Source organism: Mycobacterium sp. NGS40 (genome assembly GCF_059812735.1).
This window is the reverse complement of record NZ_JCALDG010000007.1, coordinates 53,711-78,696: the sequence shown is the minus strand read 5'-3', so window position 1 is coordinate 78,696 and position 24,986 is coordinate 53,711. Positions and strand designations below refer to the sequence as shown.

At 66.5% G+C, this 24,986-nt stretch carries 26 protein-coding genes and 1 riboswitch; of the genes, 15 read left to right on the top strand and 11 right to left on the bottom strand.

Annotation, left to right across the window (positions count from 1 at the left end):
- Positions 1–14 precede the first annotated feature (14 nt).
- Together AC5Y5O_RS12815 and AC5Y5O_RS12810 are read left to right on the top strand one after the other, a co-directional pair.
- Positions 15–1,418, top strand: coding sequence for a FadD3 family acyl-CoA ligase (locus AC5Y5O_RS12815; protein ID WP_243394181.1), 1,404 nt, complete (start codon positions 15–17; stop codon positions 1,416–1,418).
- Positions 1,415–2,038, top strand: coding sequence for a fatty-acid--CoA ligase (locus AC5Y5O_RS12810; RefSeq protein WP_096290029.1), 624 nt, complete (start codon positions 1,415–1,417; stop codon positions 2,036–2,038). The genes AC5Y5O_RS12815 and AC5Y5O_RS12810 overlap by 4 nt, the downstream gene beginning before the upstream one ends.
- Before the next feature lie 28 nt (positions 2,039–2,066).
- Here AC5Y5O_RS12810 and AC5Y5O_RS12805 read toward each other — a convergent pair whose 3' ends face one another.
- Positions 2,067–3,782, bottom strand: a complete 1,716-nt coding sequence (locus tag AC5Y5O_RS12805) for an alpha-keto acid decarboxylase family protein (RefSeq protein WP_243394180.1) — start codon at positions 3,780–3,782, stop codon at positions 2,067–2,069.
- Between the two features lie 64 nt (positions 3,783–3,846).
- Here AC5Y5O_RS12805 and AC5Y5O_RS12800 point away from each other — a divergent pair, with 64 nt between their 5' ends.
- The 4 genes from AC5Y5O_RS12800 to AC5Y5O_RS12785 are packed head-to-tail and all read left to right on the top strand — an operon-like array spanning position 3,847 to position 6,421.
- Positions 3,847–4,290 carry an SRPBCC family protein gene (locus AC5Y5O_RS12800; protein WP_096290027.1) on the top strand — a complete coding sequence of 148 codons (444 nt, stop codon included), beginning with the start codon at positions 3,847–3,849 and terminating at the stop codon, positions 4,288–4,290.
- A 5-nt stretch (positions 4,291–4,295) separates the two neighbouring features.
- Positions 4,296–5,429 carry a CaiB/BaiF CoA transferase family protein gene (locus tag AC5Y5O_RS12795; RefSeq protein WP_096290026.1) on the top strand — a complete coding sequence of 378 codons (1,134 nt, stop codon included), beginning with the start codon at positions 4,296–4,298 and terminating at the stop codon, positions 5,427–5,429.
- Between the two features lie 57 nt (positions 5,430–5,486).
- Positions 5,487–5,939: an SRPBCC family protein gene (locus AC5Y5O_RS12790; protein WP_096290025.1), complete on the top strand. Its 453-nt coding sequence runs from the start codon at positions 5,487–5,489 to the stop codon at positions 5,937–5,939.
- 29 nt (positions 5,940–5,968) lie between these two features.
- On the top strand, positions 5,969–6,421 hold the full coding sequence (locus AC5Y5O_RS12785) for an SRPBCC family protein (RefSeq protein ID WP_096290024.1): 453 nt from the start codon (positions 5,969–5,971) through the stop codon (positions 6,419–6,421).
- On the opposite strand, the gene AC5Y5O_RS12780 is transcribed toward AC5Y5O_RS12785, so the two are convergent.
- Positions 6,408–7,589, bottom strand: coding sequence for a pyridoxal phosphate-dependent aminotransferase (locus AC5Y5O_RS12780; RefSeq protein ID WP_096291360.1), 1,182 nt, complete (start codon positions 7,587–7,589; stop codon positions 6,408–6,410). The genes AC5Y5O_RS12785 and AC5Y5O_RS12780 overlap by 14 nt on opposite strands.
- A gap of 197 nt (positions 7,590–7,786) precedes the next feature.
- Between AC5Y5O_RS12780 and AC5Y5O_RS12775 the strand changes: the two genes are divergently transcribed.
- From AC5Y5O_RS12775 to AC5Y5O_RS12765, 3 genes are all read left to right on the top strand, one after another.
- Positions 7,787–8,998: an acetyl-CoA C-acetyltransferase gene (locus AC5Y5O_RS12775; RefSeq protein WP_096290023.1), complete on the top strand. Its 1,212-nt coding sequence runs from the start codon at positions 7,787–7,789 to the stop codon at positions 8,996–8,998.
- 4 nt (positions 8,999–9,002) lie between these two features.
- Positions 9,003–11,159: a 3-hydroxyacyl-CoA dehydrogenase NAD-binding domain-containing protein gene (locus tag AC5Y5O_RS12770; protein WP_500025542.1), complete on the top strand. Its 2,157-nt coding sequence runs from the start codon at positions 9,003–9,005 to the stop codon at positions 11,157–11,159.
- 258 nt (positions 11,160–11,417) lie between these two features.
- Positions 11,418–12,401: an LLM class F420-dependent oxidoreductase gene (locus tag AC5Y5O_RS12765; protein WP_500025541.1), complete on the top strand. Its 984-nt coding sequence runs from the start codon at positions 11,418–11,420 to the stop codon at positions 12,399–12,401.
- Positions 12,402–12,406: 5 nt separating this feature from the next.
- On the opposite strand, the gene AC5Y5O_RS12760 is transcribed toward AC5Y5O_RS12765, so the two are convergent.
- Positions 12,407–12,700: a putative quinol monooxygenase gene (locus AC5Y5O_RS12760; protein ID WP_096290020.1), complete on the bottom strand. Its 294-nt coding sequence runs from the start codon at positions 12,698–12,700 to the stop codon at positions 12,407–12,409.
- Positions 12,701–12,718: 18 nt separating this feature from the next.
- A complete protein-coding gene (locus tag AC5Y5O_RS12755; protein WP_165796479.1) occupies positions 12,719–12,880 on the bottom strand; it encodes a hypothetical protein in 162 nt (53 codons plus the stop codon).
- Between the two features lie 113 nt (positions 12,881–12,993).
- On the opposite strand from AC5Y5O_RS12755, the gene AC5Y5O_RS12750 reads away from it, so the two are divergent.
- Positions 12,994–13,407 (top strand): Zn-ribbon domain-containing OB-fold protein, encoded by a 414-nt coding sequence (locus AC5Y5O_RS12750; protein WP_096290019.1) that lies wholly within the window; start codon positions 12,994–12,996, stop codon positions 13,405–13,407.
- A 16-nt stretch (positions 13,408–13,423) separates the two neighbouring features.
- A complete protein-coding gene (locus AC5Y5O_RS12745; RefSeq protein WP_500025532.1) occupies positions 13,424–14,569 on the top strand; it encodes a thiolase family protein in 1,146 nt (381 codons plus the stop codon).
- A gap of 112 nt (positions 14,570–14,681) precedes the next feature.
- Here AC5Y5O_RS12745 and AC5Y5O_RS12740 read toward each other — a convergent pair whose 3' ends face one another.
- The 3 genes from AC5Y5O_RS12740 to AC5Y5O_RS12730 form a co-directional block, all read right to left on the bottom strand.
- Positions 14,682–15,851 (bottom strand): FAD-binding domain, encoded by a 1,170-nt coding sequence (locus AC5Y5O_RS12740; protein ID WP_500025528.1) that lies wholly within the window; start codon positions 15,849–15,851, stop codon positions 14,682–14,684.
- A gap of 177 nt (positions 15,852–16,028) precedes the next feature.
- Complete coding sequence (locus AC5Y5O_RS12735) at positions 16,029–17,678, bottom strand: DNA repair helicase XPB (protein ID WP_500025526.1); 1,650 nt, start codon at positions 17,676–17,678, stop codon at positions 16,029–16,031.
- Positions 17,679–17,770: 92 nt separating this feature from the next.
- On the bottom strand, positions 17,771–20,023 hold the full coding sequence (locus AC5Y5O_RS12730; RefSeq protein WP_096290015.1) for a helicase-associated domain-containing protein: 2,253 nt from the start codon (positions 20,021–20,023) through the stop codon (positions 17,771–17,773).
- A 138-nt stretch (positions 20,024–20,161) separates the two neighbouring features.
- Here AC5Y5O_RS12730 and AC5Y5O_RS12725 point away from each other — a divergent pair, with 138 nt between their 5' ends.
- The 4 genes from AC5Y5O_RS12725 to AC5Y5O_RS12710 are packed head-to-tail and all read left to right on the top strand — an operon-like array spanning position 20,162 to position 21,808.
- Positions 20,162–20,362 (top strand): hypothetical protein, encoded by a 201-nt coding sequence (locus tag AC5Y5O_RS12725; protein WP_096291359.1) that lies wholly within the window; start codon positions 20,162–20,164, stop codon positions 20,360–20,362.
- 11 nt (positions 20,363–20,373) lie between these two features.
- The gene (gene moaC, locus AC5Y5O_RS12720) at positions 20,374–20,904 is read left to right on the top strand and encodes a cyclic pyranopterin monophosphate synthase MoaC (protein WP_500025523.1); all 531 of its coding nucleotides are present in this window, start codon (positions 20,374–20,376) and stop codon (positions 20,902–20,904) included.
- Positions 20,904–21,386: a MogA/MoaB family molybdenum cofactor biosynthesis protein gene (locus tag AC5Y5O_RS12715; RefSeq protein ID WP_096290013.1), complete on the top strand. Its 483-nt coding sequence runs from the start codon at positions 20,904–20,906 to the stop codon at positions 21,384–21,386. Before moaC ends, AC5Y5O_RS12715 begins: the two co-directional genes overlap by 1 nt.
- Positions 21,383–21,808: a molybdenum cofactor biosynthesis protein MoaE gene (locus tag AC5Y5O_RS12710; RefSeq protein WP_096290012.1), complete on the top strand. Its 426-nt coding sequence runs from the start codon at positions 21,383–21,385 to the stop codon at positions 21,806–21,808. The genes AC5Y5O_RS12715 and AC5Y5O_RS12710 overlap by 4 nt, the downstream gene beginning before the upstream one ends.
- 30 nt (positions 21,809–21,838) lie before the next feature.
- On the opposite strand, the gene AC5Y5O_RS12705 is transcribed toward AC5Y5O_RS12710, so the two are convergent.
- The 4 genes from AC5Y5O_RS12705 to AC5Y5O_RS12690 form a co-directional block, all read right to left on the bottom strand.
- Entirely contained in the window at positions 21,839–22,675 is an 837-nt protein-coding gene (locus tag AC5Y5O_RS12705; protein WP_500025520.1) for a transglycosylase family protein, read from the bottom strand.
- An 11-nt stretch (positions 22,676–22,686) separates the two neighbouring features.
- Positions 22,687–22,863, bottom strand: a riboswitch (cyclic di-AMP (ydaO/yuaA leader).
- Positions 22,864–23,100: 237 nt separating this feature from the next.
- The gene (locus AC5Y5O_RS12700; protein ID WP_279304552.1) at positions 23,101–23,388 is read right to left on the bottom strand and encodes a MoaD/ThiS family protein; all 288 of its coding nucleotides are present in this window, start codon (positions 23,386–23,388) and stop codon (positions 23,101–23,103) included.
- Positions 23,381–24,460: a GTP 3',8-cyclase MoaA gene (gene moaA, locus AC5Y5O_RS12695; protein ID WP_500025517.1), complete on the bottom strand. Its 1,080-nt coding sequence runs from the start codon at positions 24,458–24,460 to the stop codon at positions 23,381–23,383. Before moaA ends, AC5Y5O_RS12700 begins: the two co-directional genes overlap by 8 nt.
- On the bottom strand, positions 24,457–24,861 hold the full coding sequence (locus tag AC5Y5O_RS12690) for a YccF domain-containing protein (RefSeq protein WP_096290009.1): 405 nt from the start codon (positions 24,859–24,861) through the stop codon (positions 24,457–24,459). The genes moaA and AC5Y5O_RS12690 overlap by 4 nt, the downstream gene beginning before the upstream one ends.
- Between the last annotated feature and the right edge of the window lie 125 nt (positions 24,862–24,986).

Genomic DNA, 24,986 nt, shown 5'->3' with positions numbered 1-24,986 from the left:
AGACCATCCCCGAGATGGTCTTGAGCGCGGCGGACCGCTTCGGCGATGCGGAAGCAGTTGTCGACGGTCCGCTGCGCTTCGCCTTCACCGAAATTGTCGACCGAATCCGTTGCGCCGCCGGCGCATTCGCAGAACTCGGTGTTGACAAGGGTGACCGCGTCGCCGTCTGGGCGCCCAACTCGGCCGAGTGGATCATCGCCGCGTTCGGGTTGCTCACCGCGGGCGGGGTGCTGGTGCCGGTCAACACGCGATTCAAGGCCGAAGAGGCGGGTGACATCATCGCCCGCAGTGAAGTCAAGGCCGTCCTGGTGCAGAAGGGGTTCCTGGGCCAGGACTACACCGCCCCCGCGGGGACGCCGGTCATCGATGTGAAGTCCGACTTCCTTTCCAGCGGTTCGCCGTTCGAGCGGGCGGTGAGCGGCAGCGACATCTCGGACATCATCTTCACGTCGGGCACGACCGGCCGTCCGAAGGGCGCGATGATGAACCATCGCCAGACGCTGCGCATGTACGAGGAGTGGGCGACACTGGCGGATCTGCGCGAGGGCGACCGTTACCTACAGATCAATCCGTACTTCCACACGTTCGGCCTCAAGGCGGGGCTTGTCACGTCCTTCCTGCGCGGCGCGACGATGCTTCCGGTCGCCGTATTCGACGTCGATACCGTGGTGGATCTCATTGCGCGCGAACACATCACGATGCTGCCCGGCCCGCCGACGTTGTATCACTCGCTGCTGACGGTGCAGGACAAGTCCAAGTTGTCGACGTTGCGGGCAGGCGTGACCGGCGCCGCGGACATCCCGGTCGAGCTGGTCCGTCGCATCCACGACGAACTGCCGTTCGAAACGCTGATGACCGGCTACGGACTGACCGAGGCCGGCAACGTCACCCTGTCGCTGCCGGGCGATTCCTTCGAGGACGTCGCCACCACCGCCGGTGTGCCCTGCGCCGACGTCGAGGTGCGCATCGCCGACGACGGCGAGGTGCTGGTTCGCGGCTACGGCGTCATGCAGGGCTACCTCGACGATCCCGCGGCCACCGCGCAGGCGATCGACGAAGACGGCTGGCTGCACACCGGCGATCTCGGCAACCTCGACCCGGCCGGTCGGCTGCGCATCGTCGGCCGCAAGAAGGACATGTTCATCGTCGGCGGGTTCAACGCCTACCCGGCCGAGATCGAAGGCTTCCTGCTGAGTCACCCCGCCGTCGCGCAGGCCGCGGTCATCGGCGTGCCCGACGAGCGACTCGGACAGGTGGGTAAGGCGTTCGTGGTGCTCGACGGTGCCGTGGGCGCCGACGAATTGATCAGTTGGTGTCGCGACCGCATGGCGGGCTTCAAAGTCCCACGCGCGGTACAGTTCCTTGATTCACTCCCACTCAATGCAACCGGCAAAGTGATGAAGGACCAACTTCGTTGACCGACGGCGATATCCACTCGATGGTGATTGCGTCGGATTATCGCGTTCCGGATCCCAGCCGGGTGTGGCCGCTACTCGAGCGAAACAAGTCGGCCCTCTCCGAGATCGGCGCACACCACGTGCTCGTCTACACATCAACGCACGACTACGGTCGCGTGCTCGTGATGATCGGGGTGCACAGCCGTGAGCCGATCGTGGAACTGCTCCGATCGCGGGTGTTCTTCAACTGGTTCGACGAGGCCGGTGTTGAAGACATCCCCGCGGTCTTCGCCGGAGAGATCATCGACAGGTTCATCCCGGCACCATCGTCGAGCTCGGCGGTGCCCGGGGTCGTGGTGGCCGCCATCGCATCGGTCGACGATGTGCCGGCGCTGACGGCCGGCGTCAACTCGGCGCTAGACCGGTTCGCCGCGGCCGGTATCCGAAAGACTTGGATATTCCAGGCTTTCGACGACAATCACGAGGTGTTGATCCTGCAGGAATTTCCCGACGAATCCAGCGCGCGGCAGTGGATCGAGCATCCGGACGCCGCCGCCCAGTGGATGTCGGGCGCGGGAGTCGGTCCGTACCCGCCGCTGTTCGTCGGCCAGTTTGCCAACATCATGCGCATCGAGGGCTAGCGAGCAGTCCGCTCGATGTCGCCACCTTTCAGCGGCGCCTACTGCCGTCCGGCGACATCGGCTGCACGAGTTCGACCAGCAGCGGGGGAATTTCCATGCGGGGCAACACCACTTCGACAAGCACCATGCGGTCCTGATGCCCTGCCGCCGCGGTCAGCGCGTCGTCGAGTTCGCCGTAGGTTTGCGCGCGGAACGCGAGGTGGTTGGCCACGCCGAGCGCGTTGGGGATGTCGGTCCAACTCCAGCTGGCGATGTCGTTGTAGGGCGCCGTCTCTCCGTGGATCGCCCGTTCGACCGTATAGCCGTCGTTGTTGACCACGACGATGACGGGCGACAGCCCTTCGCGAAAGAACGTGCCGAGTTCCTGCACGGTCAGTTGCGCGGCGCCGTCACCGATCAACAACACCGACCTTCGGTCCGGGTGCGCTACGGCCGCGCCGAGCGCCGCGGGCAACGTGTAACCAATTGAGCCCCAAAGGGGTTGGCCGATGAATGTGACCCCCTTGGGTAGCCTGTGGTCGGCCATCCCATAGAAGGAGGTGCCCTGATCGGCGAGCACCACGTTGCCCGGTGTGAGCGCGTTGCACAGCCGGTCCCACACCATCTCCTGGGTCAGTGCCTGATCGCGCCCAGGCGCGGGGGCCGAGGCCGCGGGCTGGTGGCCCGCTGCCGGCGTGACGGGTGGTGAACTGGTTGCGCGCCCCGTCAGGATCTCGGCCAGCGCCCCGAGCGCGGCGCCCATTTCCAGCGGCGCGAACACCTCACCGGCCACACTGCTCTGATACTGCCCGACGTCGATGGTCCGGGTGGAGTCGATGTGTTGGCTGAAGAAGCCGCTCACCATGTCGGTGAACACCACCCCGGCGGTGACCAACGCTGGTGCGTCCTCGATCGCGGCACGCACGGCGGGCGCGCTGGCCGCGCCGGCGTAGATGCCGAGGTAGTTGGGTGCGCTCTCGTCGAGAAGGCTCTTGCCCCACATCAGCGTGGCGTAGGGCACCACGTCGGCGTTCAGTAGCGCCTCGAGTTCCTTGACCGCCTGTAGCCGATGCACCAGCAGGTCGGCCAGCACGGTCAGCCGGTTGTCGCCGATGAGTTCGCGGGCCGCGTCGATGAACATCGACAGCGCGCGCGGACTGGTCCCGCCGGTGTAGCGGGGCAGCGGCGCCGCAGGCGGTTCGGTGGGGAAGCGTGCCACATCGGTGGACAGCAGGATGTAGCCCGGCCGCTTCTGCTCGCGCACCTCGCACAGCACCCGGTCAATCTCCCGGCATGCCGTCGCCGGCATGAGATTGGCTTGAGCACAGGTGATTTCACGGCTGATGCGGAAGAAGTGCTCGAAGTCGCCGTCACCGAGCGAATGGTGCAACGCCCGCCTGGTGCCCTGGGCGTCCTTGGAGGGGCCACCGACGATGTGCACCACCGGGACATGCTCGGCGTAGCTGCCGGCGATCGCATTGGTCGCCGAAAGCTCCCCCACGCCGAATGTCGTTACCACAGCGGCCATTCCGCGCAGCCGGCCATAACCGTCGGCGGCGTAGCCGGCGTTCAGCTCGTTGGCGTTGCCCACCCACCGAATCCGTGGATGCGCGACGATGTGATCGAGGAATTCCAGGTTGTAGTCGCCGGGGACGCCGAAGATCTCCGAGACGCCAAGCTCGGCGAGACGGTCCAACAGGTAGTCGCCGATGGTGTAGACAGGATCCGCGGGCCCGGCCGCCGCGTCTGGCGTGGTAGCAGTCACGAAGTCGACGTTACGCTGGTCGAAAGCGCTCCCCGCCGGGCGTGGTTTCGCTATCGTGCGGGCCATGGCGATCAACGAAACCCGCGAAGTTGTCATCGAAGCCAGCCCCGAAGAGATCCTCGACGTCATCGCCGATCTCGACTCGGTGACCGAATGGTCGCCGCCCCACCAGAGCGTCGAAATCCTGGAGCGTGACGCCGACGGGCGCCCCACCAAGGTCAAGATGAAAGTCAAAGCCGCGGGCATCACCGACGAGCAGGTGGTCGAGTACTCGTGGGGCGACAACGAGGTGAGCTGGACGCTGATCAGCTCCGGTCAGCAGCGCTCCCAGGATGCCTCTTACAAACTGACGCCGAAGGGCGACGCCACCCTGGTCAAGTTCGAGCTCAGCGTCGATCCCGTGGTGCCGTTGCCGGGCTTCGTGTTGAAGCGCGCCATCAAAGGCACCGTCGATACCGGGACCGAGGGCTTGCGCAAGCGGGTGCTGCAGGTGAAGAAGGGTAAGTAGCCGCCGTGACCGGCGCGGGACCCCTGGCCGGGATCAAAGTCATCGAACTCGGCGGCATCGGACCCGGGCCCCACGCGGGCATGATGCTCGCCGACCTGGGTGCCGACGTGGTGCGGGTGCGCCGCCCCGGCGGCGCGGCGATCGCAAGCGCGGCGAAGCCGGGCGAGGCGGGTCGCCGGCAGGCAGTCCCGACGATGCCGGCCGAGGACCGCGACCTGTTGCACCGGGGCAAGCGGATCGTCGACCTCGACGTCAAGACTGACCCGGGCGCATTGCTCGAGCTCGCCGCCAAGGCCGACGTGTTGTTGGACTGCTTTCGGCCTGGCACCTGCGAGCGACTCGGGATTGGACCCGGCGACTGCGCGGCGGTCAATCCGCGACTGATCTACGCGCGGATCACCGGCTGGGGCCAGGAGGGGCCGTTGGCGTCGACGGCGGGGCACGACATCAACTACCTGTCGCAGACCGGAGCGCTCTCGGCGCTGGGCTACGCCGACCGGCCGCCGATGCCGCCGCTGAACCTGGTCGCCGATTTCGGCGGCGGGTCGATGCTGGTGCTCATCGGTATCGCCGTCGCGCTGTACGAACGCGAGCGGTCGGGCCGCGGGCAGATCGTCGACGCCGCGATGGTCGACGGCGTCAGCGTGCTTGCCCAAATGATGTGGACCATGAAGGCAATTGGCAGCCTGCGCGATAAGCGCGAATCGTTTCTGCTCGACGGCGGCTCGCCGTTCTACCGTTGCTATGAAACCTCCGACGGCAAGTACATGGCCGTCGGCGCGATCGAGCCGCAGTTCTTCGCGGCGTTGCTCAACGGGCTCGGTCTGTCACCCGGCGAGGTGCCGGGGCAGCTTGAAAGCGGTTCGTATCAGCAGATGTACGACGTGTTCGCGCAGCGCTTCGCCAGCCGGACGCGAGAGGAGTGGACTCAGGTTTTCGCCGGCACCGACGCGTGTGTCACGCCGGTGCTGACGTGGAACGAGGCCGCCTGCAACGAACATTTGAACGCGCGGTCGACGCTGATCACCGCCCACGGTGTCGAGCAGGCCGCGCCCGCTCCGCGTTTCTCGCGAACGCCGGCCGGGCCCGTCGGACCACCGCCGGCCGCCACCACGCCGATCGACGAAATCAACTGGTAGCAAATTACTTACCCGAATACGTTCCGTGCCTCGAACCGGATTGCTAGGTTGAGCTCAGTGGCTGTAAAGGCATCACGTGAATTCATAGTTGATGCGCCGCTCGACGTGGTCATGGGGGCGCTCGAGGATGTCAGCGTGCTGGAATCCTGGTCGCCGCTGCATAAGAAAATTGAAGTCGTCGACCGTTATCCGGACGGCCGTGCGCACCACGTGAAAACCACCATCAGAATTATGGGCCTGCGTGACAAAGAGGTGCTGGAATACCACTGGGGCCCGGACTGGGTGGTGTACGACGTCAAGGGGACGGCCCAACAACACGGCCAGCACGTCGAATACAACCTCAAGCCCGAGGGCGTCGACAAGACGCGGGTGCGGTTCGACATCACCGTCGAACCGGCAGGGCCCATTCCCGGATTCGTCGTTCGGCGCGCGATGGAACACGTTCTCGACGCGTCGATCAAGGGGCTGCGCGATCTGGTCGCGCGGGGTGGTCCGGATAAGGCAACGTAATTCGATCTCCATTGCTAATTTGTTAGGCAGTGGCCATACGCGCATCGTCGGAAATTGTCATCGGGGCGCCCCCGGACGTGATCATGGAGGCGCTGGCCGACATGGACGCCGTGCCCTCGTGGTCTCCGTTGCACAAGCGGGTCGAAGTCGTCGACCGATATCCCGACGGCATGCCGCACCACGTGCGCATGACGATCAGGGTGAGCGGCATCGCCGACACCGAAATGGTGGAATATCACTGGGGTCCCGACTGGATGGTGTGGGATGCGCAGAAGACCTCGCAGCAACACGCTCAACATGGCGAATACAACTTGGAGCGCGAGGGCGACGACAAGACCCGGGTCCGATTCAGTCTCACGATCGAGCTGAGGGCACCACTGCCCGGGTTCTGGGTGCGCTCGGCGGGCAACAAAATCCTCTACGCCGCTCTGGAAGGCCTGCGTAAGCGCGTGATGGGCGACGAGGATGCTAAGCAGTCTTGAGTGCGGACAGTCGCCTGATCGCCTCGTCGAGGGTGTCGTCGCTCTTGCAGAAGGTGAAGCGCACCAAGTGATTCCACAGATCGGCATGCGGCGCGGTCGGGTCGCAGAACGCCGACATCGGAATAGCCGCCACACCAACCTTTTCCGGTAGTGCCGCGCAGAACGTCGTGCTGTCGTCGTATCCGAGTGGCCGAGGGTCGGCGCACAGGAAGTAACTGCCGTTACTCTCGTGCACCGCGAAACCGATGTCGGCCAGGCCGGCGGCCAGCCGGTCGCGCCGGGCTTGCAGCGAGCGCCGCAGGTCGTCCACCCAGGCGTCCTCGGTGTCGAGCGCCAGCGCGACCGCGGGCTGGAACGGCGCCCCGCCGACATAGCTAAGGTACTGTTTGGCCGCGCGCACACCGGCGATGAGTTGTGCTGGACCGCAAGCCCATCCGATCTTCCAGCCGGTGCAGTTGAACATCTTGGCCGCGCTGGAGATGGTGATGGTGCGCTGCGCCATGCCGTCGAAACCGGCCAGCGGCAGATGACGATGGCCGTGGGGCGAAGAATACACCAGGTGCTCATACACCTCGTCGGTGATCACCAAAAGGTCTGCGGCCACCGCGATTTCGGCGATCGCCTCCAGTTCGGCCGCGCTCAGCACGGCGCCGGTCGGGTTGTGCGGCGAGTTGACGATGAGGGCCCGGGTCTTTGGTGTCACCGCCCGCCGCAGCGCGTCGGTGTCCAGCGCGAAGCCGCGGCCGTCGGAAACCAGCGGTACGGCGGCGCGGTGTGCGCCGGCCATCGCGACCACCGGCGAGTAGGAGTCGTAGAAAGGCTCGATCAGCAGTACCTCCGAGCCCGGCTCGACCAGGCCGATGACCGCCGACGCGATGGCCTCGGTGGCCCCGACCGTCACCAGCACCTCGGTGTCGGGGTCGTAGTCGATGCCGAAATGCCGCTTGCGCTGCGCCGCGACGGCCTGGCGCAGCGGCGCAATGCCGATCCCGGGCGGGTACTGGTTGGCACCGTCGGCGATCGCGTCTTGCGCCGCCTTCAACATCGCCGGGGGTCCATCCTCGTCGGGAAAGCCCTGACCCAGGTTCACCGCGCCGATGCGCGCGGCCAACGCCGACATTTCGGCGAACACCGTGGTCGCGTAGGGCCGCAATCGCGACACCGTCATGGTCGTCGAGCTTAGGCGGACGTCGGCCGGGTGTGCGGCTAGCCGCACCTTCGACATCGAGTGTGCGGCCGGACGCACACTCGTCCCGGCGGTTACCAGACCGGGGCCGACTTGCCCAACCAACAGGTTGGCCGGGCGCCCCTGTTAGGGTGCACCTAGACGGACCCGAAACCCCATTTTGCGAACAGGAAGTCGACATGTCCGAAGAAGCCTTCATCTATGAGGCCATCCGCACACCCCGCGGGAAGCAACGCAACGGATCGCTCAACGAGGTAAAGCCGCTGAACCTGGTCGTCGGCCTGGTCGACGAGCTGCGCCGGCGTAATCCCGACCTGGACGAGAACCTGATCAGTGACATGATCCTGGGCGTGGTGTCCCCGGTCGGTGACCAGGGTGGCGACATCGCCCGCACCGCGGTGCTGGCCGCCGGGCTGCCCGAGACCACCGGCGGTGTGCAGCTGAACCGGTTCTGTGCCTCGGGTCTCGAGGCCGTCAACACCGCCGCGCAGAAGGTGCGTTCCGGCTGGGACGACCTGGTCCTGGCCGGTGGTGTCGAGTCGATGAGCCGTGTCCCGATGGGCTCGGACGGCGGCGCCTGGGCGACCGACCCCGAGACCAACTACCAGATCGGCTTCGTGCCGCAGGGTATCGGCGCCGACCTGATCGCGACCATCGAGGGCTTTAGCCGTGAGGACGTCGACGCTTATGCGTTGCGCTCGCAGGAGAAGGCCGCCGAAGCCTGGTCGGGAGGCTATTTCGCCAAGTCGGTCGTGCCGGTGCGTGACCAGAACGGTCTGGTCATCCTCGACCACGACGAGCACATGCGCCCCGACACCACGATGGAGGGCCTGGCCAAGCTGAAGACCGCGTTCGACGGCATCGGCGAGATGGGCGGCTTCGACGACGTGGCGCTGACGAAGTACCACTACGTCGAGAAGATCAACCACGTGCACACCGGCGGCAACAGCTCCGGCATCGTCGACGGCGCCGCGCTGGTGCTGGTCGGCTCGGAAGCCGCGGGCAAGTCCCAGGGCCTGACCCCGCGGGCGCGCATCGTGGCCACGGCCACCAGCGGTGCGGACCCGGTCATCATGCTCACCGGCCCGACGCCGGCCACCCGCAAGGTGCTCGACCGTGCCGGCCTGACGATCGACGACATCGACCTGTTCGAGCTCAACGAGGCATTCGCGTCGGTGGTGCTGAAGTTCCAGAAAGACCTCAACATCCCGGACGAGAAGCTCAACGTCAACGGTGGTGCCATCGCGATGGGCCACCCGCTGGGCGCCACCGGCGCCATGATCACCGGAACCATGGTCGACGAGCTCGAGCGCCGCAACGCGCGTCGCGCGCTGATCACGCTGTGCATCGGTGGCGGCATGGGTGTCGCGACCATCATTGAGAGGGTTTAAGGCAATGCCAGAGACCAAGCTAGAGAACACCATCCAGTGGGACAAGGACGCCGACGGCATCGTCACGCTGACGCTTGACGACCCCACCGGGTCGGCCAATGTGATGAACGAGCACTACAGCGCGTCCATGCACAATACGGTCGAACGTCTTGCGGCAGAGAAGGATTCGATCACCGGTGTGGTTATCACCAGTGCGAAGAAGACCTTCTTCGCCGGTGGCGACCTCAAGGCCATGATCAACCTCGGTCCGGAGAATGCCGGTGAGGCGTTCGACACCGTCGAGTCGGTCAAGCGGGACCTGCGCGCCCTGGAGACCCTGGGCAAGCCGGTGGTGGCTGCCATCAACGGTGCCGCGCTCGGCGGTGGCCTGGAGATCGCGCTGGCGTGTCATCACCGAATCGCGGCCGATGTCAAGGGGAGTCAACTCGGGCTGCCCGAGGTAACGCTGGGCCTGCTGCCCGGCGGCGGCGGGGTGACCCGCACCGTGCGGATGTTCGGCATCCAGAATGCGTTCATGAACATCCTGTCGCAGGGCACCCGCTTCAAGCCGGCGAAGGCCAAGGAGATCGGACTGGTCGACGAGCTGGTCGGCTCGGTCGACGAACTCGTCCCCGCCGCCAAGGCGTGGATCAAGGCCAACCCCGACTCGCACGAACAGCCTTGGGACAAAAAGGGTTACAAGATGCCCGGCGGCACCCCGTCCAGCCCCGCGCTGGCCGGCATCCTGCCGTCCTTCCCGGCGCTGCTCAAGAAGCAGCTCAAGGGTGCGCCGATGCCGGCGCCGCGAGCAATTCTGGACGCGGCCGTCGAGGGCGCGCAGGTGGACTTCGACACCGCCAGCCGCATCGAGAGCCGCTACTTCACCCAGCTGGTCACGGGTCAGGTCGCGAAGAACATGATCCAGGCGTTCTTCTTCGATCTGCAGTACATCAACTCCGGTGGATCGCGTCCCGACGGGATCGAGCCGGTGAAGATCAACAAGATCGGTGTGCTGGGCGCGGGCATGATGGGCGCCGGTATCGCCTACGTTTCGGCCAAGGCTGGTTACGACGTGGTGCTCAAGGACGTCAGCATCGAGGCCGCCGAGAAGGGCAAGAACTACTCGGAAAAGCTTGAGGCCAAAGCACTTGAGCGTGGCAAGACCACCGAGGAGAAGAGCAAGGCGCTGCTGGGCCGCATCACGCCGTCGGCCGACCCCGCCGACTTCAAGGGTGTCGACTTCGTGATCGAGGCCGTGTTCGAGAACCAGGACCTCAAGCACAAAGTGTTCCAGGAGATCGAGGACATCGTCGAGCCCAACGCACTGCTGGGATCGAACACCTCGACGCTGCCGATCACCGGTCTGGCGACCGGCGTGAAGCGCCAAGAGGACTTCATCGGGATCCACTTCTTCTCACCGGTCGACAAGATGCCACTGGTCGAAATCATCAAGGGCGAGAAGACTTCTGACGAAGCGCTGGCTCGGGTGTTCGACTACACGCTGGCGATCGGCAAGACCCCGATCGTCGTCAACGACAGTCGCGGCTTCTTCACCAGCCGGGTGATCGGCACGTTCGTGAACGAGGCGCTGGCGATGCTGGGCGAGGGTGTGGAGCCCGCCAGTGTCGAGCATGCTGGTTCGCAGGCCGGCTACCCGGCGCCGCCGCTGCAGCTGTCCGACGAGCTCAACCTGGAGCTGATGCACAAGATCGCCACCGCCACCCGCAAGGGTGTCGAGGACGCGGGCGGCACCTACGAGCCGCACCCGGCCGAGGCCGTCGTCGAGAAGATGATCGAGCTCGGCCGTCCGTCTCGGTTGAAGGGCGCGGGCTTCTACGAGTACGTCGACGGCAAGCGGACCCGCCTGTGGCCGGGCCTGCGGGAGACGTTCAAGTCGGGCAGCGCGGAGATTCCGTTGCAGGACATGATCGATCGGATGCTGTTCGCCGAGGCGCTGGAAACCCAGAAGTGCCTTGACGAGAACGTGTTGACGTCGACTGCCGACGCCAACATCGGATCGATCATGGGTATCGGGTTCCCGCCGTACACCGGTGGTAGCGCGCAGTTCATCGTCGGCTACTCCGGTGCGGGCGGTACGGGCAAGGAAGCCTTCGTGGCGCGGGCCCGTGAGCTGGCCGCCAAGTATGGCGACCGCTTCCTGCCGCCGGATTCGCTGGCCTGAGTTCCGTTCGAGCATTTCGCGAAAGCCCTCGAAACAGCGTGGTTTCGGGGGCTTTTCGCGGTGGCTCATTGTGTCGAACGTCCGCGTATTCCCTGTGCTCCATCAGTCGTCCATCACTCGTATCGCCCTTGTTTGCAACGCATTCATTGAGCGCTGTCCTGCCGACACCGGCTGGGGCGCTGGTAGGGATCTGCTGTGAGCGAACGTGGCATCCCAACCCATTCCGGCTCGCCCCGACGAGAGCTAGAGTCGCTAACCATGCGCTTTGGTTTCTTCATTCCGCAGGGCTGGCGGATGGATCTGGTAGGCATCGACCCGGCGAAACACTGGGCGGTGATGCGGGACTTGGCCTCCTACGCCGACGGCAGCGCCTGGGACTCGGTGTGGGTCTACGACCACTTCCACACCGTCCCGATGCCGAGCGCCGAAGCGACGCACGAGGCTTGGTCGTTGATGTCGGCCTACGCCGCGACCACGTCACGGGTCAAGCTCGGCCAAATGTGCACGGCCATGAGCTACCGCAATCCGGTCTACCTCGCCAAGGTGGCGGCCACCGCCGACATCATCTCCGGCGGTCGCATCCAGATGGGCATCGGCGGCGGCTGGTACGAACACGAGTGGCGCGCTTACGGTTACGGGTTCCCATCGGCCGGCGTGCGATTGGGCCGCCTCGACGAAGGCGTGCAGATCATGCGCGACGCCTGGCGTGATGGCAAAGTCAGCTTCGACGGCAAGCACTACCAGGTCGACGGTGCGATCGTCGAGCCGAAGCCGTTGCAGGACAATGGTATTCCGCTGTGGATCGCCGGTGGGGGCGAGAAGGTGACGCTGCGCATCGCGGCGCAGTACGCGCAGTACACCAACTTCACGGCGGAGCCCGAGGCGTTTGCCCAGAAGTCGGAGGTGCTCGCCGGGCATTGCCGCGACGTGGGCACCGACTTCGACGCGATCGTGCGTTCGGCCAACTTCACCGCCATCGTCGGCACCTCCGAGGCCGAGGTCAAAGACCGCCAGCAGCGGGTGCGCGACCGGTTGGTCGACTATGTGCCTGAGTCCCTGGCGGATTCGATGACCAGTAGCCTGCCCGACTCGGCGATGGGCACCACGGAACAGGTGATCGAGCGGCTGGCCAAGATCCGCGATCTCGGCTGCGAATACGCGATCGTCTATTTCCCCGAGGCCGCCTACGACCGATCCGGCATCGAGTTGTTCGAGCGGGAAGTCATCCCCGCCCTGGGCTAGCCCGCTCAGACGTCGCTGGTGGTGTACCTCGTCTTGACCGGAGGTGCGGCCAGCAGCGGCGGCAGCTGGGTCACCTTGCCTTCGCCGGCGCGAAACGCGCGGTAGGCCTCGTCGGCGTCGACCGACTCCCACTCTTCGTAGATGATCCAGTGGGCTTCGTCGGCCTCATCGACCCAGACGTCAGTACGGAGATTTCCCTCGAATGCCCGAGTGGTTTCCAGCGTGCGCCCCATCAGTTCACGCCCGGCACCGACCTCGTCGGGCTTGAACTTCAGTTCCAGCAGCACTATGACCGTCATCGTCGTCTCCTCGCATCGTCACTGTGTGCCGCTCGCCGCGAGCACACCGTTGAACCTACGGTCGACCCACTTGCCGAAGTCGGGCGCCTCCGGAATCTGGTCGGAGGCCGCGAAAAGATCGGCCAGGCGTTGTTCGGCGGCCACCACCTTGTCGTCGAGGGGGACGGGCAGTCGCCCCACCCTCGCCGCCGCATCATATGAGAATGAGGTTTCCACTTTTCGGAAGGCTGTTATACGGTTCAGTCAGAATTGTTCTTTTGGTGCACCCGCGCACGTTCCTGGAGGACCCCTCAATGCAGAAGGCACTCGCTCCCGAGATCTCGACCTGGCCCGACGAGAACCCGCAGCTGATCGGCAGTCGATGCGGTGATTGCAGTGCCACCACCTTCCCGGTGCAGCAGCGGTGCCCGCGCTGCAGCGGCGGCTCGATGAGCGACGTGCTGTTGCCGCGGACCGGAACCGTGGTCGCCTGGACGACCCAGGGTTTCCCGCCCGGGGCCCCCTACGCCGGTCCGACCGGCAAGGACTTCGTGCCGTTCGGCGTCGGTCTGGTGCAGCTCGGCGACGTGATCCGGGTCGAGGGGCGGCTGACCGAGAACGACCCGGCCAAACTGCAGTTCGGCCAGGAGGTCGAACTCACGATGGTGCCGTTCACCACCGACGCCGACGGCAACGAGATCATCACGTTCGCCTTCCAGCCGGTCTAGATCAGGAGAATCCGAGATGACTAACGACGTCGCCATCATCGGCGTGGGCTTGCACCCCTTCGGCCGGTTCGAGAAGACCGCAATGCAGATGGGCGCCGAGGCCATCCAAGCCGCGCTCACCGACGCGGGTGTGGCGTGGAAGGACATCCAGTTCGGATTCGGCGGCAGCCACGAGGTGTCCAACCCCGACGCGGTGACCCGCCTGGTCGGGCTGACCGGCATCACCTTCACCAATGTCTTCAACGCGTGTGCCACCGCGGCCAGCGCCATCCAGCAGACCGCCGACACCATTCGGCTGGGCAAGTACGACATCGGCATCGCCATCGGCTTGGACAAGCACCCGCGCGGGGCGTTCACCGACGACCCGGCGAAGCTGGCGCTGCCGCAGTGGTACGCGCAGAACGGACAGTTCGTCACCACCAAGTTCTTCGGCATGAAGGCCAACAAGTACCTGCACGACCACAACATCTCGCAGGAAACCCTGGCGCGGGTGGCCAACAAGAACTTCCGCAATGGCGCATTGAATCCGAATGCCTTTCGGCGCAAGGAGATCTCGGTCGACGAGATCCTCAACTCGAACGTGCTCAACTACCCGTTGACCCAGTACATGTTCTGCGCGCCCGACGAGGGGGCGGCGGCGGTCATCATGTGTCGCGCCGACATCGCGCACAAGTACACCGACAAGCCGGTATACGTACGCGCCTGCGAAATCCGCACCCGCACGTTCGGTGCTTACGAGGTGCACGCCACGTTCGCGCCCTTGGATGAGGACGTCTCGCCGACGGTGTACGCGTCCAAGGCGGCCTACGAAGCCGCGGGCGTCGGGCCCGAGGACGTCGACGTCGCCCAGCTTCAGGACACCGATGCCGGCAACGAGGTCATCCACATGGCCGAGACGGGCTTGTGCGCCGACGGTGAGCAGGAGAAGCTGCTGGCCGACGGTGCCACCGAAATTCACGGCTCGATGCCGGTGAACACCGATGGCGGGCTGATCGCCAACGGCGAGCCGATCGGTGCGTCGGGGCTGCGGCAGGTGCATGAGCTGGTGCGTCAGCTGCGCGGCGAGGCCGGCGACCGTCAGGTGCCGGGCAACCCCCGGGTCGGCCTGGCGCAGGTGTACGGCGCTCCCGGAACCGCGTCAGCGACGATCCTGTCGCTCTAATATCCTTCGCCGAGCGTGCAGCCACTGCGAGAAATCGCCGAAAATCGCGCAGTCAGAGCACGTTCGGCGCCAGGGACGACGACCAAATCGCAGCTCCGGCTAGCCAACATATTCAGGTAGCGATGCTGTCGCGGAATTCGCTTCGAACCACCCACTCGGCCAGCCGCGGAATGTTGAGCAGTCTGGACGCCAGATTGCGGGTCCACACACCCAGCGCCGTCTTTGGTGCGAAGGTCGTGGCGAATCCGCGCGCCGACCGCTGTCTGGCCTCGACGATCGGGCGCAGCTGCCTTTCATAGCTGCGAAACGCATCCTGGTGATCGACCCCCGCGCGATTCAGTTCGCCCGCCAAGATGTAGGCCTGCACCATCGCCAGACCGGCTCCCTCACCCGCTAACAGGGAGACGGCGGCCGCGGCGTCGCCGATAAGCGCGACCCGTCCGTGCGACCAGCGATCCATGATGATTTGGCTGACCCGGTCGAAGTACACCTCGGAGGCTTCGTCGAGCTTGCGCAGGATCTCCGGGCACTCCCAGCCCGCGTCGCCGAAAACCTGGTGCAGGGTTGTCTTCGCCTGTGACACATCCTGCGGGTCCGGGCCGCTCATGCGATCGGTCGTGAAGACGAATAAAAACATCGTCTTCTCGCCGCGCATCGCGAATCGAGCGACCATGCGCCCGGGCATGGTGTAGGCGAGGTAGACGAGTTCGTCACGCGGCTGATAGCCCTCGACTTCGAATGCCGCGACTCGGTAGCCGAGATCGGTCGCAAATCTCGCCTCCGGCCCAAACACCAAGTGCCGCACCGGTGAATGGACGCCACCCGCGCCGATGAGCAGTTCGAACTGCCGGGATCCGCCCCGCTCGAGTGTGACCCGTACGCCCGAGTCATGTTGCACGATGGCCGAGATGCTTTCACCGAAAAGGGTTTCGGTGCGGTGGTCGATAGAGCGGTAGATCATGGTCGCCAGATCACCACGGGGAATGGTGACGAACCTGCCGTCGAGGTTTTGCCGGAACAGCTCGGCCGAAAATCCCCCCACGCGTCGCGAATTTTGGTCCACGAGCCGCATTTCGCGCACCGCATAACCGGCGGCATGCAATTCGGCGGTGAGCCCCATGCGCTCGGCAACGGCGTATCCGCCGCCCCAGAAGTCGACGGCATAGCCACCGGTGCGCAGTCGCGGAGCCTTCTCGATAAGGGTTGGTTCGTGGCCGTAACGCGACAGCCAGTACGCGAGCGTTGGGCCGGCGATGCCGGCACCGACAACGGCGATCTTCATGCGCCCACCTCGGTAGCGGATGAGTAGTAGTGTCTACTATAGCACTATGCAATAGTTGCATACAGATACAAATTGGAGCGCGAACACGTTTTTCCGCCGAGCGTGCAGCCACTGCGAAAAATCGCCGAAAATCGCACAGTCAGAACACGTTCGGCGCCAAGGGCGCTGAAGTCGCCGTCAGATCGCCGGTCCCAGAAGGTCATCCGCGTCGCGGATGATGTAACCGTAGCCCTGCTCGGCCAGGAAACGCTGCCGGTGCGCGGCGTATTCGGCGTCCAGGCTGTCGCGGGCGACCACGGAGTAGAAGATGGCGCCGCCGCCGTCGGCCTTGGGGCGCAGTAGCCGGCCCAGCCGTTGGGCCTCCTCCTGTCGCGAGCCGAACGTTCCCGAAACCTGTACCGCCACTGAGGCTTCCGGTAGGTCAATAGAGAAGTTGGCCACCTTGGACACCACTAGCGTCGAAATTTCGCCGGTGCGAAAGGCGTCGAACAACGCCTCGCGCTCCTTGGTCTTGGTGGAGCCCTGGATCACCGGGGCGTTCAGCTCGGCGCCGAGCTCGTCGAGTTGGTCGAGGTAGGCGCCGATCACCAGTGTCTGCTCGTTGGGGTGTTTCGCCAGAATCGAATTGACCACAGCGATTTTGGTGTGCACCGTCGAGCACAACTTGTAACGCTCTTCGGGTTCGGCGGTGGCATAGTTCATGCGCTCGCTGTCGGTCATCGTGACCCGGACTTCGACGCACTCCGCCGGCGCGATCCAGCCCTGCGCCTCGATGTCCTTCCACGGGGCGTCGTAGCGCTTCGGGCCGATCAGCGAGAACACGTCACCCTCGCGGCCGTCTTCGCGGATCAGCGTGGCCGTCAGGCCGAGGCGTCGTTTGGACTGCAGGTCGGCGGTCATCCGGAACACGGGCGCGGGCAACAGGTGGACCTCGTCGTAGACGATCAGTCCCCAGTCGCGGCTGTCGAAGAGTTCCAGATGCGTGTATTCGCCTTTACTGCGGCGGGTGATCATCTGGTAGGTCGAGATGGTGACCGGCCGGATTTCCTTGCGCTCGCCCGAGTATTCGCCGATCTCGTCCTCGGTGAGCGAGGTGCGCGCGATGAGTTCGCGTTTCCATTGCCGGGCCGCGACGATGTTGGTGACCAGGATCAGCGTCGTCGCACTGGCCTTGGCCATCGCGGCCGCGCCGACCAGCGTCTTGCCGGCGCCGCACGGAAGCACCACCACCCCGGAGCCGCCGGCCCAGAACGAGTCCGTGGCCAGCCGCTGGTAATCGCGTAGCTCCCAGCCCTCCTGGTCCAGGGTGATCGGATGTGCCTCGCCGTCGACATACCCGGCCAGGTCCTCTGCGGGCCAACCGATCTTGAGCAGCATCTGCTTGACCCGGCCGCGTTCGCTGCCGTGGACGATGACGGTGTCGTCGTCGATGCGGGCACCCAGCATCGGCGCGATCTTCTTGTTGCGCAGCACCTCTTCGAGCACCGCGCGGTCCAGGCTCACCAGGGTCAGCCCATGCGCCGGGTTCTTGACCAGTTGCAGCCGGCCGTAGCGGGCCATCGTGTCGACGATGTCGACCAGCAGCGGCTGCGGCACCGCGTAGCGCGAGAAACTGACCAGCGCGTCGACGACCTGCTCGGCGTCATGCCCAGCGGCGCGGGCGTTCCACAGCGCCAGGGGCGTGATGCGATAGGTGTGCACGTGTTCGGGGGCGCGCTCGAGCTCGGCGAACGGCGCGATGGCGGCACGCGCCGCGTCGGCCAGCTCGTGGTCCACTTCCAGCAGCACCGTCTTGTCGGACTGCACGATCAATGGTCCGTCAGTCAATGGCGCCGCTCCTCCTCGTCGCGCTCCGGGTCCCTGGCCGCCGCGCGGCAGGGGGTGCTCCGCGCCCGTTGTCGGTGCGGGTCATCTGTCCATTATCCGTTGTCCGCCGACACCACCGACGTGATGCGGTGGATCGCGAAGTCGCGCAACCTTCCCAACGCCGAATCGAACGCCACCAGCTGCCCGCCCCGGACGGCGATCGGCGACACCATCCGCTGGCTGGCCACGCCCGCGGCATCGAGGTAGCCGATCACCAGCGTGTCCTGATTCTTCGCCGCATCCGCCAGCAGCGAAATCGCGGCTGCCGGGTCGACGCGGCTGCTGCCGAACGGCGCGGTGGTCACCTTACGCAGCACCGAGACCACCGCGTTCAGCGTCTCGGTGTTCGGCCGCGGTGCCGGGCGGTAGGGCCGGCGCTGCTGCGGCGTGGGCACCCGTGCCCGCAGCGGACGGACGTCGACGATGGCACCGGTGGAATCTTCGGCGGCCGGCGCGAAGCCGGCGGCCCGCAAGGTGGCCAGCATCTCGGCGATCGGCGCGGGAGAGACGGCCACCGTCGGGGCCAGTGCCCGCAGTTGCAGGTCCTCGCCCGCCGCGACCGCCTGGGCCAGCAGCGCCGGGTCTTCGCAACGCACGAACGAGGCGGCCATGCCGATGCGAAGCTGGCCGTGGCGCCGCGCAACGTCATCGATGAGATACGTAAGTCCTTGCGGTACCGGTGTTTTAGAGTGTTCGGCGAAAAATGCGTGCATCCAGTCGCGGGTCTTGCCGACGTCGAGCGCATGGCGGATCGACTGCTCGCTGATGCGGTACACCATCGCCGCCCCGGCCGATTCGACGTTGGCCACGGTCGCCAGTTCCTCGGCGAGGTCGCGTTGCAGCGGCCCGGGCACCACGACGGTCAGGTCGGCCTGCATCAGGAAGTGGTCGATCGGTTTGGGCAGGGCACGCGCCATCGCGTCGACCGTGGCGGAGAAGTCGATGGTTTCGGCCAGCAGCGCGCGGCCGGGTGTGCTGATCGCCCCGCGGCCCACCAGGCCCAGCGCGTGGCTCTCGGCCAGCAGATCGGCCAGCGGCCCGGGCTGCAGCCGCCGGGTCCAGCGTGGGCGCCGCCAGATCAGCGACGCCGACGCCGTGGACGCATCGACGCCGGCGCCCGCGGGCAGGTCGGCGAGCATGCCCAGCAGCAGCCGCCGGTCCAGTGGAGCCGCCGTGGAGTACAGCGAATCTGACAGGGCCGCATAGGGTTTGCCGTCCGGGCCGCGGCCGCCGATCAGCGCCGGTCGGCCCGGAAGATCGAGCCAGGCGCTGGCCAGCAAGTGCCACCGCTCGGCGGCGGACATCGCGGCGAAGCGGTCGGCGGCCACCGTCGGCGCCCAGTACAAGCCGTCGGCGTTCTCCGGCTCCGGATCGGGCGTGCCATTGGCGATCAGCCCGGCCGCGGCCGCCACCTCGAGCACCAGGCCCAGCCGCGGCTCGTCGATGCCGGTTGCCTTGGCCAGTCGCTTGACCTCGCGTATTCCCAAACCACCGCTGCGCAGCTCGGAAACCGGTGTGGTGCCAAGGCTTTCCAGCAGCACGTCGAACTCACGCAGCAGGTCGATGACGGCGCCGGCGGCCGAAGCATCGACATCATCGGATGTCGTCGTGGATACCACCGGGTCGGGTTGAGTCAGCTGCATCGGGCCGGGCTGTTCGCCGCGCAGCACCTGTGCGACGTGGCGGGGCAGGATGACCGTCTCAGCGTCGACCCGGCGCAGCAGCCCCATCGCCAGCAGCTGGGGCACCGGCCGATCCGCCGGGGCGCCGGGCGCGGCGTCACGGGTGCGTCCCATCGGAGAGCCTTCGAGCAGCTTGTCCAGCACCTCCTGCTGCGCCTGGTTGAGCCCGTTGATCAGCTCCGCAATCTGCTCGCCGGTGCGTGAGGCGTCCTCGAGCGTCACCTGCCCCGGATGCCAGGGCAACGCCATGCCGGCGTCGGCGGCCATCCGCGTCGCGACGTCGCCCCACACCAGGGCCCGCCGCCGCAGGTCGTCCAGCGCGTCGATCACGTCGGCCTCGGGAGCGCGGTCGTCGATGAGCGCCAGCAGCTTGGCGGTCGGCACCGGCGTGCTGTCCGCATGCAGCACCAGCAGGGCGTCGAGCACCGCCAGCCGAAGGAAGTCGAGCTCGTCGGTGGCAGCCTTGACCGACTGCCGCGCCCCGGCGCGCGCGGCCAGGGCCGCGATGTTGCCGGGTGGCGGCTGGGCAAGGTCCGGCCGTAGTTCCAGCAGTTGGATCAGCCGCTCGTCGGGCAAGTCGGCCAGCCAGGACCCCAGCGGGATATCCGGGGTGTTGTCGGTCATTGCTGACCAGCGTAAAGCAGCTTGCGGGTGGTCCGGCGACGACGACTGTGCACCAGGGCCTGCTGGCGGCTGTGGGGAAGAAATCTCCGAGGCCGACTAGCGCCACGCGCGCGGGCAGGACCTGTCAGAATGTACGGCGTGGCTGACATTGCTGAGGGCAAGGCGGGCAAAACCAGGTACGTCGACAACGGCTGGCCGACGACGGACCCCGACGACCATGCGGTAAGCGAGCTGGTGACCGATCGCACGGGTGCGCTGTCGCCATTCGGCGACCTGGTGTTCCCGGTGGAATCCGATCACCTGCCCTACGTTCACCCGGTTACGGTCATCAACCGGTAGGCATCCCTCCGATGGCTGGGGCCTCCGGGGCTGCTTCCAGACCTGAACAGGTCTGGCAAGCGCAGCAATCCCGCTCGGACGCACTGTCGCACCTCGATGAGCGCGGCGCGGCACACATGGTCGATGTCAGCGAAAAGGGAGTCACCAAGCGCACCGCCGTTGCCGCGGGCGCGTTGCGCACCACCGCGCACGTCGTCGCGCTGATCTCCAGCGGTGGTCTGCCCAAGGGCGATGCGCTGGCGACCGCTCGGGTGGCAGGCATTCTGGCAGCCAAGCGCACCAGCGACCTGATCCCGCTGTGCCACCAACTCGCGCTCACCGGAGTGGACGTCGATTTCACCGTGGGGGAGTCGGACATCGAGATCGTCGCAACGGTGCGCAGCACCGACCGCACCGGCGTGGAGATGGAGGCGCTGACCTCTGTCAGCGTGGCCGCGCTTACGCTTTACGACATGATCAAGGCGGTTGACCCGGCGGCCCGTATCGACGATGTGCGCGTGCTCCGCAAGGAGGGTGGCAAGACCGGAAGTTGGGTGCGCTGATGGGCGAGCGGTCCGCACGGATCATTGTCGCGTCGACTCGGGCCTCGGACGGTGTGTACACCGACAAATGCGGCCCGATCATCGCTGAATGGCTTGAGCAGCACGGATTTTCGGCCACAGAACCTGAAGTGGTCGCCGACGGGAACCCGGTCGGAGAGGCGCTGCGCAACGCACTCGATGACGACGTCGACGTCATTCTCACCACGGGTGGTACCGGGATCTCGCCGACCGACAGCACCCCGGACCAGACCGTCGCGGTGGTCGACTACATGATTCCCGGCCTGGCCGAGGCGATCCGCCAATCCGGGTTGCCCAACGTGCCGACTTCGGTGCTGTCGCGCGGCGTGTGCGGCGTGGCCGATCGGACGCTGATCGTCAACCTGCCCGGCTCGCCCGGCGGCGTACGTGACGGCCTGGGAGTGCTTGCCGACGTGCTCGACCACGCCCTCGACCAGATCGCGGGCAAAGACCACGAGCGATGACGGTCGTCCTGCGTGCGGCGATGACCGACCGTCCGATCTCTCTGGCCGAGCATGAAGAACTGGTAGGCCATCGCTCCGCTGGGGCCATCGTCGGGTTCGTCGGCATGATCCGTGACCACGACGAAGGGCGCCGGGTGGTGCGGCTCGAGTACTCCGAGCATCCGTCGGCCGCGCAGGTGATGGCGGAGGTGGTGGCCGAGATCAGCGAGGCTTCCCACGGCGTGCGCGCCGTCGCGGCCAGCCATCGGATCGGTGTGCTGCACATCGGCGAGGCGGCATTGGTTGCCGCGGTTGCCGCCGATCATCGACAGGAAGCGTTCGCCACCTGCGCCCAGCTGGTCGACACCATTAAGGCGCGGCTACCGGTCTGGAAGCACCAGTTTTTCGACGACGGAACCGACGAATGGGTGGGTTCGGCCTAGCGCCGTCTGTTCAGCGCCGGCCCGCCCGCGTCAGTTGACGGGGGCAGGCTGCGCCAGCGAGTCCAGGGCGTCGTTGCCGTTGACGTCCTCGCCGCGGATCGCTTCCCACAGTTTCTGCGTGTAGCCGACCTTCGTGGCCTGTTGCACGGCGTCGGCGGGCGGCGGTGCGTCGGCGGGCGGCGGTGCGTCAGCCGGAGGCGGTGCGTCGGCGGGCGGCGCCGGTGGCAGCGCGTCCGCGGGAGGCGGCGCGTCGGCAGGAGGCGGTGCGTCGGCGGGCGGTGCCGGTGGCAGCGCGTCAGCCGGAGGCGCCGGCAGATCCGCCGGAGGCGGCGCTGGCAGATCCGCGGGGGGCGGTGCCGGTTGATCGAAGGACGCCAGCTGCACCGGCGCGGGCGGCGGCGGGGGAGCGTCCGGCGGTGGCGCGTCGGCCGGCGGCGGGGCCAGCGGGCCGTTCAGCCCGGGCAGGTCCAAGCCCGCCGGAGCCGGAAGGACCTCGCGCGGGGTCGGGGCCGACAGCCCGGTGCCGCACACGGGCCATGCACCGCGGCCCTGCGTCGCGAGAACTCGCTCGGCGACGGCGATCTGCTGCTCCTTGGTGGCCAGCTGGGCCGACGGGGCGTATTCGCCCCCGCCGTGCGAGGCCCACGTGCCGGCGTTGAACTGCACGCCGCCGTAGTAGCCGTTGCCGGTGTTGATTCCCCAGTTGCCACCCGATTCGCAACGGGCTACCTGATCCCATTCGCCATCCGTTGCCGCGGCTGCTTGACCAGCCATGGCAATGCTGCCGCCACCAAGTACCGCCCCCGTGAAGGCGATCTTGGCGACGCTGATGTTGGATGTCGAGGGCTTGCGGTGACGTCCACTCATACGCGCCGAATATTTCCTCTCGTGACGCGCCTGCGAGGTCAGCTGTCGGGTTCGGGTTCAAGAGGTCACCCGGCTTCCGTCGTCTCGCGAGAGCCGACGTCGGCTTCACCCCAAGGAGTCGCACGCGACCCCAGTCCGGCGGACCGGTGGGTCCCCCGTCTCCATCCAGATTTCGGTGTCCCCCGCCCATTGGATGGAGCTCGGCGCTACGGGTGAGGGAGGACCGCCGCTCGGTTGATCTTGGCGAGCCTTCGGAGACGGTAGCGGGTTCTGTCGACTCCGTCACTTTCTGCGAAACTCGGCGTTTCCCGCACGGACATCTTCGAAAGACGCAGGAGCACCTGGGATTTGCCCAGCTCACCACAACCCGATATCGGGCCGTGTCCGGGCCGTTATCATTCCGTTACGTGAGCTATCTCACAAAATTAGCCGCCGGCGAAGGGGGGTAACACGTCGATCGTGTTACCCGAGCGCAACGGTTTGGTTTCGTCGCGGACCGCGATGCCATCGCAGAGGTACGAGCAGCGATCCAACACGGTTGCAAGGCGGGTACCCGTAGCGGCGAGCTTTTCAACCAACTCGGCCACCGTGGCGCCCGCGCGCAGCACCACCGTTTCCGATTCGGCTCCGGAGGCCGCCCGTGCGGCGGCGAAGTAGCGGATCGTCACCTCGATGCTGTCGGTGTCCTGGAGGTCCAGGGGAAGTTCAGCCACCGATCGCGCTCATCGGGCGGTCAGGCTGGATGAAATTCGGGTTGTTGATCCCGTGGCCGGCGGGCTTGGCCCACATCGCGGTGCGCCAAGCCAACTCGATCGCGTCGTCGGACGCACCGCCGCGTAACAGGCCGCGCAGGTCGGTCTCGTCGGCGGAGAACAGGCAGCTGCGGATCTGGCCGTCGGCCGTCAGCCGGGTGCGGTCACACGTCCCGCAGAAGGCGTGCGACACCGAGGCGATGACACCGAACTTTCCGGCGGGCGTATTCGGGCCGGTGTCCACCAGCCACAGCTCGGCAGGCGCCGAACCGCGCGGCGCGGGGTCCGGGCGCAGCCGGAAGTGCGGCCGCAGCGCCGCCAGAACGTCGTCGGCCGTCAACGCGGCCTCCCGGCGCCACTGGTGCCCGGCGTCCAGCGGCATCTGCTCGATGATCCGCAACTGATAGCCGTGTTCGAGGCAGAACCCCAGTAGCTCCACGACATCCTCGCGACCGGTGGCGGGATCCAGCACCGCGTTCACCTTGACCGGCGCCAGCCCTGTCGCCTGGGCGGCGGCCAGGCCGGCCACCACATCGGCGAGCCGGTCCCGACGAGTGATGGCCGCGAAGCGATCCCGGTTCACGCTGTCCAGCGAGACGTTGACGCGGTCCAGCCCGGCCGCGGCCAGCTTGGCCGCGCGTCGCGCGAGCCCGACGGCGTTGGTGGTCAGCGAGATCTCCGGACGGGGCCGCAGTGCCGCCACTGCCGCGATCACGCCTTCGAGGTGGCGGGACAACAGCGGCTCACCGCCGGTGAACCGCACGCTGGTGATGCCGAGCCGGGTGACGGCGATGTGCATCAGCCTGGCCAGCTCCTCGGGCCGCAGCAGCTGCTCGCCGGGCAGCCAGTCCAGGCCTTCGGCAGGCATGCAGTAACTGCACCGCAGGTTGCAGCGATCGGTCAGCGATATGCGCAGATCGGTGGCGGCCCTGCCGTAGGTGTCGAGCAGTGGGCCGTCCGTTGGCATCCCGGCAGCGGGCGCGCCGCCGGTCAGACTCGGCACCGTTGGTAGACCCAGTGCGGTCAGCGTCATGCGGGCACCCGCGCGAATTGTGCCGTCGACCCGACCGGAACGATCTCCTTGCCCAGCGGCATCAGCGACACCGGGATGAGTTTCAGGTTGGCCAGCGCCAGCGGTATGCCGATGATCGTCACCGCCATGGCCGCAGCGCTCACCAAATGGCCGATCGCCAGCCAGATGCCGAACAGCAGCACCCAGACGACGTTTCCGATCAGGGCGCCGGTCCCGGCGGTCGGTTTGTCGACGATGGTCCGGCCGAATGGCCACAACGTGTACGAGGCGATGCGCAGCGCGGCGAACCCGAACGGAATCGTAATGATGAGCAAGAAGCTGATGAGCGCCGCAGCGAGGTATCCGACGGCCATCCAGAGGCCGCCGAATATCAGCCAGATTATGTTCAGAACCAGGCGCATATCACCTCCAGCAGTAATGCCAGCCTAGCGAGTGAGAAGGAAACGGGGGTGCTGGTCCGGCAACCACCCGAGTAGGATCTGAATCCGCATCGCGTCCTGCACAGGCGGGACGCTTCTTATGTTGT